At 75.5% G+C, this 12,513-nt stretch carries 12 protein-coding genes; 9 read left to right on the plus strand and 3 right to left on the minus strand.

Annotation, left to right across the window (positions count from 1 at the left end; all coding sequences use genetic code 11):
- The first annotated feature begins 9 nt into the window (after positions 1 to 9).
- On the plus strand, positions 10 to 1,023 hold the full coding sequence (locus tag ACQEVZ_RS08645) for a metallophosphoesterase family protein (RefSeq protein ID WP_433363700.1): 1,014 nt from the start codon (positions 10 to 12) through the stop codon (positions 1,021 to 1,023).
- On the opposite strand, the gene ACQEVZ_RS08650 is transcribed toward ACQEVZ_RS08645, so the two are convergent.
- Positions 1,005 to 1,352 (minus strand): hypothetical protein, encoded by a 348-nt coding sequence (locus ACQEVZ_RS08650; protein WP_433363702.1) that lies wholly within the window; start codon positions 1,350 to 1,352, stop codon positions 1,005 to 1,007. The two genes, ACQEVZ_RS08645 and ACQEVZ_RS08650, sit on opposite strands and share 19 nt — an antisense overlap.
- A gap of 59 nt (positions 1,353 to 1,411) precedes the next feature.
- Between ACQEVZ_RS08650 and ACQEVZ_RS08655 the strand changes: the two genes are divergently transcribed.
- Positions 1,412 to 3,049 (plus strand): diguanylate cyclase domain-containing protein, encoded by a 1,638-nt coding sequence (locus tag ACQEVZ_RS08655; protein ID WP_433363705.1) that lies wholly within the window; start codon positions 1,412 to 1,414, stop codon positions 3,047 to 3,049.
- Positions 3,050 to 3,056: 7 nt separating this feature from the next.
- On the opposite strand, the gene ACQEVZ_RS08660 is transcribed toward ACQEVZ_RS08655, so the two are convergent.
- Positions 3,057 to 3,248, minus strand: a complete 192-nt coding sequence (locus ACQEVZ_RS08660; RefSeq protein ID WP_344512679.1) for a hypothetical protein — start codon at positions 3,246 to 3,248, stop codon at positions 3,057 to 3,059.
- A 108-nt stretch (positions 3,249 to 3,356) separates the two neighbouring features.
- Here ACQEVZ_RS08660 and ACQEVZ_RS08665 point away from each other — a divergent pair, with 108 nt between their 5' ends.
- From ACQEVZ_RS08665 to ACQEVZ_RS08695, 7 genes are all read left to right on the plus strand, one after another.
- Positions 3,357 to 4,265, plus strand: coding sequence for a hypothetical protein (locus ACQEVZ_RS08665; RefSeq protein ID WP_433363709.1), 909 nt, complete (start codon positions 3,357 to 3,359; stop codon positions 4,263 to 4,265).
- Positions 4,266 to 4,372: 107 nt separating this feature from the next.
- A complete protein-coding gene (locus ACQEVZ_RS08670; protein ID WP_433363712.1) occupies positions 4,373 to 5,704 on the plus strand; it encodes a diguanylate cyclase domain-containing protein in 1,332 nt (443 codons plus the stop codon).
- Positions 5,705 to 5,789: 85 nt separating this feature from the next.
- On the plus strand, positions 5,790 to 6,428 hold the full coding sequence (locus ACQEVZ_RS08675) for a hypothetical protein (protein ID WP_433363715.1): 639 nt from the start codon (positions 5,790 to 5,792) through the stop codon (positions 6,426 to 6,428).
- A 212-nt stretch (positions 6,429 to 6,640) separates the two neighbouring features.
- Positions 6,641 to 6,979 carry an ArsR/SmtB family transcription factor gene (locus ACQEVZ_RS08680; protein WP_344512672.1) on the plus strand — a complete coding sequence of 113 codons (339 nt, stop codon included), beginning with the start codon at positions 6,641 to 6,643 and terminating at the stop codon, positions 6,977 to 6,979.
- Between the two features lie 143 nt (positions 6,980 to 7,122).
- Positions 7,123 to 7,458: a hypothetical protein gene (locus ACQEVZ_RS08685; protein WP_433363719.1), complete on the plus strand. Its 336-nt coding sequence runs from the start codon at positions 7,123 to 7,125 to the stop codon at positions 7,456 to 7,458.
- Positions 7,459 to 7,560: 102 nt separating this feature from the next.
- Complete coding sequence (locus ACQEVZ_RS08690; protein WP_433363722.1) at positions 7,561 to 8,553, plus strand: ATP-binding cassette domain-containing protein; 993 nt, start codon at positions 7,561 to 7,563, stop codon at positions 8,551 to 8,553.
- Entirely contained in the window at positions 8,550 to 9,329 is a 780-nt protein-coding gene (locus ACQEVZ_RS08695; RefSeq protein ID WP_433363725.1) for an ABC transporter permease, read from the plus strand. Before ACQEVZ_RS08690 ends, ACQEVZ_RS08695 begins: the two co-directional genes overlap by 4 nt.
- On the opposite strand, the gene ACQEVZ_RS08700 is transcribed toward ACQEVZ_RS08695, so the two are convergent.
- On the minus strand, positions 9,307 to 12,495 hold the full coding sequence (locus tag ACQEVZ_RS08700; RefSeq protein ID WP_433363728.1) for an ATP-binding protein: 3,189 nt from the start codon (positions 12,493 to 12,495) through the stop codon (positions 9,307 to 9,309). The two genes, ACQEVZ_RS08695 and ACQEVZ_RS08700, sit on opposite strands and share 23 nt — an antisense overlap.
- Positions 12,496 to 12,513: the final 18 nt, after the last annotated feature.

Consider the following 12,513-nt stretch of genomic DNA (forward strand, 5'->3'; position numbering starts at 1 on the left):
CTCCTGCGGATGGGACGCACCGTCGTCGTCGGCGACATCCACGGCTGTTTCACCGAGCTGCTCGAGCTCTGCGACGCCGTCGCGCTGCGCCCCGACGACCTGCTCGTCAGCGTCGGGGACCTGGTCGACCGCGGCCCGTCACCCGCCGAGGTCGTCGGCTTCTTCCGCTCCCGGCCCAACTCCGTCGTCGTCATGGGCAACCACGAGCGCAAGCACGTCCGCGGCGTCCTCTCCTACGCGCAGGAGATCACCCGCCTGCAGCTCGGCGCCGGCTACGCCGACGCGGTCGCGTGGATGCGGACCCTGCCGTACTTCTTCGAGAACGAGCACGTCCGGGTCGTGCACGCGGCGCTGGTCCCGGGCGTGCCGCTGGACGAGCAGCGGGAAGAGATCCTGTGCGGCTCGACCAGCGGCGAGAAGGCCCTCGCCGGGATCGTCCCGACCGGCCACTGGCACGAGCACTACACCGACCCGGAGCCGGTCGCCTTCGGCCACCACGTCACCGGCCGCGAGCCGCTGCTGCGCGACGGCCGCGTCTTCGGCCTGGACACCGGCGCCTGCCACGGCTGGAACCTGACCGCCCTGGTCCTGCCGGACCGCACCGTCCACGCGGTCCCCGCCCACGCCGACCACTGGTCGGTCACCCGCCGCGAGTGGCAGCTCCCCGTCCTGCGCACCCGCCCCTGGCGCGACTACACCTGGCCCGACCTGACCGCCGCCCTGTCCCGCACCTTGTCCCCCGCTCAAGACCCGTGGCTGGACGAGGTCGCGGCGTGGGCAGAACTGCTGCGCTCGTCGCTGCCCGCCCTCGTCGCCGCCGCCCAGGCGCTCGCCCGTGAGCTCCCCGACGCGGCCCTGCGGGCGCACCCGGCCGCCCCGGTGCTCTTCCAGGCCCGCACCGGCCGCCTCGACGAGGCCGCACTGGCCCGGCGCTGCGTCACGCCGCGCCGGACCCTCGACCTGGCCACCGCCCTCGGCGTGCCCCTGCCCGACCTGCCCGGGGCTCAGTCCTCGACGCCGTAGCCGGTGAAGGCGTAGACCCCGGGAGCATGGCGGTCGACCTCTGCCGCGACGCGGGTGGTCTCCGCGGTCCAGGCCTCGTCCTGGTCCTGCTGGATCTCCTCCGGCATCTGCCCGTAAGCGTAGCCGGAGTACAGCAGCACGCCGAGGGCGAGCGGCTCGTACTCGTCGTAGTCGTAGACGCGGGGGTCGACGGGCGCGCCCTCCTCGTCCTTCAGGCGGACGGTGGCGGCGGCGGCGCGGACCAGGTGCAGGATCGTCTCCTGTTCCTCCAGCGGGACCGCCGCGCCGTCGTTCCTGGACACGAACAGCGCTGGGCCATAGGCGGACATGCGGGGCAGCCTACCGTTCTGCTCATGCCCGCACGCCGAAGGACGATCTCTCCGGGGTGGTGATCCTGCATCGAGCCTACGCGCTGGCCGTCGTCGTGACGGTGACGGCGCTGCTGGCGTTCGACGGGCCCGCCGAGGCGTTCGTCATGCTGCTCAGCGGGCTGGCCCCGGCCGCCGCGATCGGCTGGCACCTGCGCCGCCGCCGGCCGGGCGGCCCGCTGCCCTGGCACCTGGCGCTCGTCGGGCTGGGGCTGCTGACCGGCACCAACCTGCTCGGGCTCGGCGCCGACCTCGGCGTCGAGGTGCCGGGCGGCGGGCTCGTCGCGCCGGTCCTGATGGCCGCCGGGTTCCTCGGGCTGCTGTCGGCCAGCGCGGTCGTCGTGACCCGGCACACGCCCGGCGACGGCGGCGGGGTCATCGACGCGGCGCTGATCGGCGTCGGCGCCGCGGGCCCGCTGTGGGAGTTCGTGCTGCGGCCGCGGCTGGCCGCCGGGCACGCGCCCGCGGCGGTGCAGCTGCTGGCGCTGGCCAACCTCCTGGCGCTGCTGGCCACGCTCGGCTCGATGCGGCGCATCGCCCGGACGATGGGCACGGGGTCGCTGCGCTACCTCTACGTGTCGATCGCGCTGGGACTCGCCGGGGTCGTCGCGTCGGTACTGACCGCGGACCTGCCCCACCCGGTGGCCACGCAGGTCGTGCCGGCGTTGTGGGCGGTGGCGTACCTGAGCTTCGGCGCCGCGGCGCTGCACCCGGCGGCGGTCACGCTCACCGAGCCGGTCGGGCGGCAGCCGGAGCGCCCCACGCTGCGCCTGGCGCACCTCGGCGCGGTCCTCTCGATCAACCCGGTCGTCGGCGCGCTGCCCGTCCTGTGGGGCGGCAAGGCCGACGCGCCGCTGCTCAGCGTCGGGACGCTCGTCGTCATCGGGCTCGTCCTCGCCCGGATCGGCCAGCTGCTGCGCCAGCGCGCCGAGGCCGAGTCGGCGCTGGCGCACCGGGCCAGCCACGACGAGCTCACCGGCCTGCTCAACCGGCACGGCGTCCTGGCCAGGCTGGAGGAGTCCTTCGGCGCCGGCGTCGGGGTGCTGTACTGCGACCTCGACCGCTTCAAGCCGATCAACGACACGCTCGGCCACCTCGCCGGCGACGAGGTCCTGCGGCAGGTCGCGGCCCGGCTGCGCGCCGCGGTGCGCCCCGGCGACCTGGTCGGCCGGATCGGCGGCGACGAGTTCCTGATCGTCTGCCACGGCGTCGACGCCACGCGGGCCGACGCGCTGCGGCGCCGGCTGACCGCCGCCGTCGGCGCGCCGATGACGGTCGCCGGCCACCAGGTCGACGTCGGCGTGACGATCGGCACCGCCCTCACCGGGTCGGGCCCCGCCCTCGACAAGTCGGGCCCGACCCCCGACAGGCGGGGCGCCGCGTCCGACAGGGCGGGCACCGCCCCCGTCCAGGCAGGCACCGCGACCGGCAAGGCAGGCAGTGCACTCGACACGGCAGGCAGTGCACTCGACACGGCAGGCAGTGCACTCGACACGGCAGGCAGTGCACTCGACACGGCAGGCAGTGCGTCCGACGAGGCAGGCAGTGCTCCCGGCACGGCAGGCACCGCGCTTGCCGGGCCGGGCACGGCGGAGCAGCTCGTCGCCGAGGCGGACCGGAAGATGTACGACCGCAAGCGCCGCCCGGTCACCGTCTGAGCGGGCGTCAGGCGACTTCCGGCTCGACGAAGTCGCCGAGCTCGACACCTTCCTCGCGCAGCACGTCGGCGAGCTTGTCCACGCTCGGCACCGCCCGCGACACGCCCGGGCCGATCACCCTGTACCACGCGACGGAGCCCACCCCGCCGACCTCGACACGCCACCGCCCGTCGGGTGTCTGCATCACGGCCGCGCTCACCACCCGACGCTACGACAGCCCCGTCACCAGCGGGAAGCAATGATCGATAAGTACACCGATGTAGTTCGGCGCCCCCTGCGGCGGCGGGTGCTGTGGCAAGATCCGGCGGTGCGCCTGTCCTTGCTCGGATCCATGTTCGCGGTGACCGGGGTGCTGGCGGTGTCGGCGGCGGCCCTGTCGGCGACGCAGGTGTCGCTGCGGTGCACGGCGGCGGCACTGGCCGTGCTGGCGGCGCTGGCCGTCCGGCAGAGCCGGTCGCGGTGGGCGCTGGCGGCGGGATGCCTGCTGTTCGCGGTCGCCGCGCTGGTACGGGACGCCGCGCTCGACGACGCGGGACAGGACGCCGGCTGGTTCGGGTACGGGCCGTCGCAGACGGTCGCGCTGCAGGCCATGCTGGACGCCGCGGGCCGGGCGTACCGGTCGGAGTCCATCGCGACACTGGTCCAGCTGGGCGCGGTGGTCCTGCTGGTGGCCGCCGTGCTCGGGCTGCCCCGCGCCCACCGGCGGGTGCGGGTCGTGGCCACCACGGTCGCGGCCGTCGTGGTGGGCGTGGGCGTCCTGGCCGGCCTCTGGTTCGACGTCGATCTGGACGAGATGGCCGGGGTGGCCCGCTGCGCGTGGCCCGGGCCGCTCGCCGTCGCGGCCGCTCTCGTGCTGCTGCTCCTGGCCGGCCGGCGCGAGGACCGCCGGTGGCTGGTGGCGGCGGGGGCGGGGCTCGTCGCGGTGCAGGCGGCCGTGACGCAGTCCGACCTGACCGGCGCGTGGCTCAGCGTGGCCGCGCTCACCGACGCCCTGTGCGGGGACGCCTACACGGCCGTCGCCTGGAGCACCGCGGTGAGCGAGGGCGTTGAGTACGGGCCGGCGCTGACCGCCGCGCTCACGATCGCCGGCCCGGCGCTGATCGTGCTCGGCACCCCACGCCCCGGCACCCGCACCGCGGGCGGCGACGACACACCACCACCACCGGCCACGGGCGGCGACGAGGGGCGGCCGCCCGCGCCGGACGGGAAGGACTGAGCGGCGGCACACGCCCGGCCTGCCCGCGAGGGTGCTTCAGTTCGCGTTCCGGCGGCCGATAGAACGATGTGTCCCGACTGCGTGCGGTGGCAGACGTCTGCGTCCGCATGTTGGACGCACCGCCCGACGACGGCCACCTTCTGGAGCGTCTGGTCTCCGCCGTCGGCGCGGAGCTGCCGGACTGCTGCGTCGTGGGAGCGCTCACCACGGGCGCCGCGCCGGTGGTCCGGACCGCCGGTGAGGCCGGGCCCGCCCTGGCCGGAGCGCTGCTCGACGCGGTCGCCGGGCCACCCCGTACAGACGCGGAAAACGCCATCAGTGTGGCGCACATTCTCGCCCGGGGCGCGGTCATCGGCGCGCTCGGCGTGCTGGGGAGCGACGGCGACCCCGTCCAGCCCGCGGACATGGCGTTCGTCGAGGCGGCCGCGACCGTCGCCGGCGGGGTGATCGAGCACAGCCACGCGTTCGCCGCGACGCTGGAACTGCTCGAGGACGCCCGCCGCCAGGGCGACCTGCTGGACGCGATCTCCGACGCCATCGTCTCCTGCGACGCCGACGGCGTGATCGTCAGCTGGAACTCCGGGGCCGAGCGCCTGTACGGGTACTCCTCCGGCGACGCGGTCGGCTGCGACCTGCTCGCGCTGCTCGCCACCGCGTGCGTCACCGACGACACCGAGGTCCCCGCGGCGCAGATGCTGCAGGACGTGGCCGCGTCCGGGCGGTGGGAGGGCGAGCTGCGCGAGCGGCGCTCCGACGCGGCGCCGCTCACCGTGCTGTCGTCCGTGTCAGCGCTGCACGCCTCCGACGACGGCACGCCCGCCGGGTACGTCTTCGTCAACCGGGACGTCACCGAGCAGCGGCGGCAGGAGCACGAGGCGGCGCACGACGTCCTCACCGGCCTGCCCAACCGGCGCCGGCTCGTCGGGCGGATCCGCGACGCCACCGAACGGGTCCGCCGCGGCGGCGGGCCGATCGCCGTGCTGTTCCTCGACCTCAACGGCTTCAAACCCGTCAACGACAAGTACGGCCACGCAGTCGGCGACGAGCTGCTCATCCGCATCGCGGGCCGGCTCGCCGGCACCGTCCGCAGCACCGACTTCGTGGCCCGCCTCGGCGGCGACGAGTTCGTGGTGGTGCTGGAGCAGTTCGGCCCGGTCGACCGGGTCACGCCCGTGCTCCAGCGCATCCTGGCCGCGGTCGAGGAGCCGCTGGTGCTGTCCCTGGCGACGGTCACGGTCGCCACCAGCATCGGCGTGGCGGTCGCCGACGACCCGGAGGCCGCCGTCGACCCCGAGGAGCTGGTGCGCGCCGCGGACGAGGCGATGTACCGGGCGAAGCACCGGCCGCGCCGGGTCGCGTTCACCGACCCGGGGCTGGACCACTGCTGGCTGGCGCTCCCCTCGGATCCGGACCAGGGCGCCGGCCCGGCCGTTGCCTGACGCGGGTCGCTCCGGGACCGTTGACGCAACCTCTGAGTTGCGATACGTTTCCCGCAACCGAACGGTTGCGACAAGGGAGCGGGCAATGCATCCGTGGCAGTACGTGGTGCTGGCCGGGCTCGGCGCATTCCATGGGCTGAACCCGGGCATGGGGTGGCTCTTCGCCCTCGCCGGCGGGGTGCGGGAGCGGCGGCGCGCGGCGATCGCGGCGACGCTCGGGCCGATCGCGCTCGGCCACGCCGCGTCGGTGTTCGTGATCGCGACGCTGGTCGCGGCGCTCATGTCGGTGACCGGCGCGCGGCTCGTCGCGACCGCGGGCGGGGTCGCGCTGACCGCGTTCGGCGTCTGGCGGCTGCTGTCCCCGAGCCACCACCGGACCGGCCCGCGCCCGGCCGACCTGCTCACGTGGTCGTTCCTGATGTCCTCCGCGCACGGCGCCGGGCTCGTCCTGCTGCCGTTGCTCGCCGCGGTGCCGGCGGCCGCCCACCACGGCCACGCCGTCGGCGCCGCCGGCCGTACCTCGGCGATGACCGGCATCCTCGCCACGACGGTCCACACGGCGGCGATGGTCGCGGCGGCGGGCCTGGTCGCGCTGGTGGCCTACGAGGTGCTGCGGCTGCGCCCGGTGCGGGTCAGGGCGAGGTTCGACGCCGACCGGGTGTGGGCGTTCGCCCTGGCGGGCTCCGGCGTGGCGACGCTCGCGCTCACGCTCCGGGGCGGCTGACCGGCCGCTTCACGGAGGCGTGACGGACGCCGCGGCAGCTCCGGGCGGGCGGCGCGGGCCGCTTGCCGGGGTGCCTGACCGGCCGCCGCGGCAGCGCCTGGCGGCCGGCGCGCGGCCGGGGAGCCGGATGCGTCGAGCGGGTGCGGCGGTCCAGGTACGGTAGATCGCCACGCCGCGACCGCAGGAGCCGACCATGCCGACGACCTCGAGCCATGCCGTCTGAACCCGAGGAAACGGCGGTCGCCGTCTTCACCGCCCTCGCCGACCCCAACCGCCGGGCGATCCTCGCCTCGCTCGCCGAGCACGGCCCGAGCACGGCCACCGACCTGTCCGGCCGCCTGTCGATCACCCGCCAGGGCGTCGCCAAGCACCTCGCCCTCCTCGCCGACGCCGGCCTGGTCACCAGCGACGCCGGCACCGGCCGCCGGGTCCTGTTCCGCCACCGCTCCGAGCCGATCAAGCTCGCCCAGGGCTACCTGGCCGCCCTCGCCGCCGACTGGGACGACCGTCTCGGCCGCCTCTCGTCCTTCCTGGCCGACCCGCCCGGCTGACAGGCGGCGGCGCGAAACCGGACGGGACCGCGACGGCACCCTGGCCGCAACCCTGGTCGGGGACGCTACCGGTTCCGGCACACCATCAGGAGGCAGGAACCTTGTCACGACGTCATCACCGCACCGCGGGTCTGATCGCTGCCGTGGTCGCCGGAAGCCAGTTCATGACGCCGGGAGAAGCCCGGGCGGCGGGGGTGACGCCGGCACCGGGTGCGGTGTCCGTGGTCGGGACCGTCGCGTCGGTCCGCACCGCCGACGCGTCGCTGGTGGTGACCCGCGCCTACAAGTTCCGCGACAGCCGGCCCAGGACGGTCAGGTTCACGCTGACGTCCGGCACCGCCGTCGTGGTCAACGGCGTCCCGGCCGGGCCCGGTGCGCTCGGCAGGGTGAAGTCCGGCATGCAGGTCACCGTCACCGGCACCGCGAGCGGCGGGAACAACCTGGCCACGAGGGTGGTGGCGGGCACCGCCCGGCGGTGAAAGGCGCTGAAAGTCCCGTGAAACCGCGGTGAAGGTCGCGGCCCGCACGATCGTCGCAGTCGTGGCGCACCAGCGTCACAGCGGCGGTTGGGAGGGAGGGACGTGGCTACCACCCCGTCCCCGTCGGCGATCGTGGCTACCGGGTTGCGCAAGTCGTTCGGTGACCACGTCGTGCTCGACGGAATCGACCTGGAGGTCCCGCGCGGGACGGTCTTCTCGTTGCTGGGGCCGAACGGGTCCGGCAAGACGACGACGGTGCGCATCCTGTCGACGCTCATCGGCGCCGACGGCGGGCAGGCGTCCGTCGCCGGGCACGACGTGGTCCGCGAGGCCGGCGCGGTGCGCGCCGCGATCGGGGTCACCGGGCAGTTCTCGGCGGTCGACGGGCTGCTCACCGGCGAGGAGAACCTCGCGCTCATGGCGGCCCTGCACCACCTCGGCCGGGCCGGCGGCCGGCGGCGGGTCGCCGACCTGCTGGAGCGGTTCGACCTGGTCGACGCGGCGAAGAAGGCCGCCGCGACCTACTCCGGCGGCATGCGGCGCCGGCTCGACCTGGCGATGACGCTGGTCGGCGACCCGAGCGTCATCTTCCTCGACGAGCCCACCACCGGGCTCGACCCGCGCAGCCGCCGGACCATGTGGCAGATCATCCGCAGGCTCGTCGCCGACGGGGTCACGGTGTTCCTGACCACGCAGTACCTCGACGAGGCCGACCAGCTCGCCGACCGCATCGCGGTGCTCGACGGCGGGCGGATCGTGGCCACCGGCACCGCCGAGCAGCTCAAGCGGCAGATCCCCGGCGGGCACATCCGGGTGCGGTTCGACACCGCCGAGGACCTGGACACGGCCGCGCGGCTGTTCGCGGACTCGGCGCGGGACGACGAGGAGCTGGCACTGCGCGTGCCGGGCGACGGCGGCGTCTCGTCGCTGCGGGCGCTGCTGGACCGGCTCGACGCCGCCTCCGTGCCCGTCGCCGACCTGTCCGTGCACACGCCGGACCTCGACGACGTGTTCTTCGCCCTGACCGGCCACCAGAGCAGCCGGACCGGGGACCAGCCCACCGCAACCACCGCCGCGAAGGAAGGCGCCCGATGAGCACCATGACCACCGCCGTCACCGACTCCGCCACGATGCTGCGCCGCAGCCTGCTGCACACGGTGCGGTACCCCGCCTCGATGGTCACGTCCCTGCTCGTGCCGGTGCTGCTCCTGCTGCTGTTCGTCGGGGTCTTCGGCGGCGCGATCAACGCGGGCATCGCCGGTGGCAGCGCCTACATCAACTACATCGTGCCGGGCATCCTGCTGGTGACCGCCGGGTACGGCGCCTCGACCACGGCGCTGGCGGTCAACAAGGACATGACCGAGGGCATCATCGACCGGTTCCGCACCATGCCGATCTCCCGGCAGTCGGTGCTGACCGGGCACGTCCTGGCCGCCACGATCCGCACGTTCCTGAGCCTGGCGCTCGTCGTCGGAGTGGCGCTGCTGATGGGGTTCCGGCCCACCACCGACCCGCTGCGGTGGCTCGGCGCGGCCGGTCTCGTGCTGCTGCTGGTCCTCGCGCTGACCTGGCTGGCGGTCGCGATCGGGCTGGTCTCCCCCACCCCCGAGGGCACCACGGGCTTCCTGCTGCTCGTGCAGGTGCTGCCGTTCGTCAGCAGCGCGTTCGTCACGACCGAGTCGATGTCGGGGGCGGTGCGCTGGTTCGCCGCCAACGAGCCCTTCACGCCGATCATCGACACGCTGCGGGCGCTGCTGATGGACACGCCCGTCGGTAACAGCGGCGGCATCGCGGTCGCCTGGTGTGTCGGGCTCTCCGCCGTCGGCTACCTGTGGGCGCGGTCCGTGTTCAACCGCGCTCCGCGCCGATGAGCGCGCGGCGCGCCAGCAGGACCGCCGACACGGCCTCCCGCAGCGCGTCCCGCTCCAGCGCCGCGTAGTCCGACGCCGCCGAGACGTACTCGGCGGCGTCGGCCTGTTCCGCGAGGTCGCGGGCGTAGCCGGCGTGCATCGTCGGCTGGAAGCCCATCGTGAACCGGAACGCCTCCGCCAGGGCGATCATCCGCGCCGCGCACGCGGCGACCCTGGTGTCGCCGGTGCGCCGCCCGCGGTCCAGGTCGGCGACGGCCAGGGCGAGCAGCAGCGCGCCGTACACGGGGCCGCCGACCGCGTTGACGGTGCCGGAGCTCGCGAGCAGGCGCGCCAGGAGGTCCGGCAGGCCGTCGACGATGGCCGGGACGAGGTCGAGCCGGCCGTGCTGGGCGTGCGCGATCACCGTGGTGGCCCGCACCTCCATCGCCCAGCCCGCCGAGCCCGGCAGCTCCTGACCCTCGGCGGCGTCGAGCCGGGCCACGACCTCGCGCCACAGCGCGAGGCCGGCGTCGACGTCGCCGCGGGCGATCAGAATCTCCGCGCGGACCCCGGAGCCGAACATCATCGGGTCGTCGCCCGGGTCGTGGGCGCTCTGCACCGCCTGCTCGAGCAGGTCCTCCGCCTCGTCCAGCGCGCCGCGCTGCAGGCTCGCGAGGGCCATCGCACCGCGGACCCGCGACGCGCTGGACGGCACGCCGGGCTGGCGCAGCTGGTCCAGCACCGCCAGCGTCTCCGCGAGGTGCGCCGCCGCCTCCTGGCCGCGGCCGACCTCCACGAGCAGCTCACCGATGCGGGAGTGCGCGACGGCCCGCATCAGCGGGGTCGTGCGGGTGCCGAGCACCGCGAGCATCCTCCCGGCCGCCCGCAGCGCGCCGTCGGTGTCCTGCCGCTGCTCGCACAGGTAGCTGGCGGCGCCGTACGCGATCCCGGCCAGCAGCGGCTCGTCGCTGTCGCAGAGCGCCCACAGCGCGGCCTCGTCGCGCGTCATGGCGCGCCGGACCGCGTCGGCCGCGCCGATCAGCGTGTCCGGCGTCGTGGGCGGCAGCCGGCGCAGGGCGACGAGGAACCGGCCCGGCATCGGCCCGCGCATGAGGAAGTCGTTCATCGCGCACAGCAGCGCCGCGGTGCGGGCCACCTCGACCAGCGCGGGTGCGGGCCGCACGTGCGACATGACCCATTCGACGTCGCGGGCCAGGGCCGTCATCCGCACGAAACTGCCCTCGACGGTCCACAGCGCCGCCAGTACACCTGCCGCGGCGGCGACGGCGGGACCATCGGCGCGGTCGACGGCGTGGCGCAGGGCGAGGACGAGATTGTCCTGCTCGGCGCGGACCCGCTCGACCTCCCTGACGAGGTCCGTGCCGAAGACCGCTCCGGCGTGCGCGACGCCGAACTCCCCCGCCCACGCGAGCAGCCCGTCGACGGCGCGACCGGTCCCGCCCGCCCGCTCCCGGTGCGCGGTGCTGAACTCCCGCACCGTCTCCAGCATCCGGAACCTGGTGCCGAACGGCGTGTCGGTGACCTTCAGCAGCGACTGGTCGGCGAGCTGCGTGAGCGCCAGCAGGACGTCGTCGCCGCCTTCGGATTCGCCTTCGGATTCGCCTTCGGCTTCGGCGAGGACGTGCCGGGCCGCGCCGGCGGTGAACCCGCCGGGGAACACGGACAGGGCGCGCATCGCCGCCCGGTCGGGCTCGTCGAGGAGGTTCCAGCTCCAGTCGATGACGGCGTGCAGCGTGTGGTGCCGCGGCGGCGCGTCCCTCGCCCCGCCGCGCAGCAGGGCAAGCCGGTCGTCGAGGCGGCGGGCCATCTCGGTCGCCGACATGACCCGCACGCGGGCGGCGGCGAGCTCGACCGCGAGCGGCAGACCGTCCAGGCGCGCGCACAGCTGCCGCACCACGTCGCCGGGCACGTCCGCGCCGGGCCGGGCGGCCTTCGCCCGCTGCCGGAACAGCTCGACGGTGGTGGCCAGGTCGAGCTCCGGCAGCGGGTACACCACCTCCGAGGACAACCCGAGCGGCGCCCGGCTGGTGGTCAGCACCCGCAGGTCGCCCGTCGCGGCCACGAGGTCCCGGACGAGGTCGGCGGCGCCGCGGACCACATGCTCGCAGTTGTCCAGCACCAGCAGCACCGGCCCGGTGCCGAGGGCGGCGGCGATCGCGGCGGCCGCCCCGGGACCGTCGGCGGGTGCGGCGACACCGAGCGCCGACGCGACCGCCGGGGCCACGTCCGCGTCGGCGGCGACACCCGCGAGCGCGACGAGCTGCACGACCGGCTGGCGGGCCTGGCGGCTGACCGCGTACGCGAGCCGGGTCTTGCCGAGCCCGCCGGTCCCGACGACCGACGCGACCCGGGACGTGGCGAGCAGCTCCGTGACCGCGGCGATGTCGTCGTCGCGGCCGAGCAGCGGGTTGGGGTCGTGCGGGACGCCGCGCCGCACCGCGGGTGCCTCGTCGCGCAGCAGGCCCCGGTGCACGTCCTGCAGGGCTGGGCCCGGGTCGGCGCCGAGCTCGTCGCGCAGCGTGGCCCGGTAGGTCTCGTAACGCTCCAGCGCCGCCGCGGTGCCGGCCGTCGCCGCCTCGGCGCGCAGCAGTTCGAGCAGCACCGCCTCGTCCTTCGGGCGCAGCGCGGCCGCCTCGGTCAGCGGGCCGACGGCCTCGGCGTGCCGGCCGAGCCGCGACAGCGCGACCGCCCGCGCGGCGAGCAGCGCGTGGCGCGTCCGGTCCCGCTCCGCACGCAGGACGGACAGCGGGTCGGCCAGGCCCGGGTCGGCCGGCTCGGCCCCGTCCCACAGCGCGAGCCCTTCCTCCGCGCGGGCGAGCGCCCCGGCGTGGTCCCCGCCCCGGGCCAGGTCCGCCGCGGCGGCCGCGTGCAGCAGCACCGCCTCGGTGTCCAGCAACGGCGCCGGCACCGCGAGCCGGTAACCGCCCGCGGTCCTGGCCACGATGTCGGCGCCGGCCTGCGCCCGCACCCGCGACACGACGACCTGCAGCGCCTTCGCCGGGTGCTCCGGCTGCTCGTCGGGCCACAGCCCGTCGACGAGCCTGGCGGTGCCGCAGCCGGTCCGCGGCTCCCCCGCCAGCAGCGCGAGCAGCCCGCACTGCCGCGGCCCGACGATGTCCCGGCCACGGTAGGCGACCCGCGACAGCAGGCGCAGCTCGACGCTCACGGCCCCAGGCTAGTGCCC

Source organism: Dactylosporangium sp. CA-152071 (assembly GCF_050936335.1).
Classification (GTDB): Bacteria; Actinomycetota; Actinomycetes; order Mycobacteriales; family Micromonosporaceae; genus Dactylosporangium; species Dactylosporangium maewongense.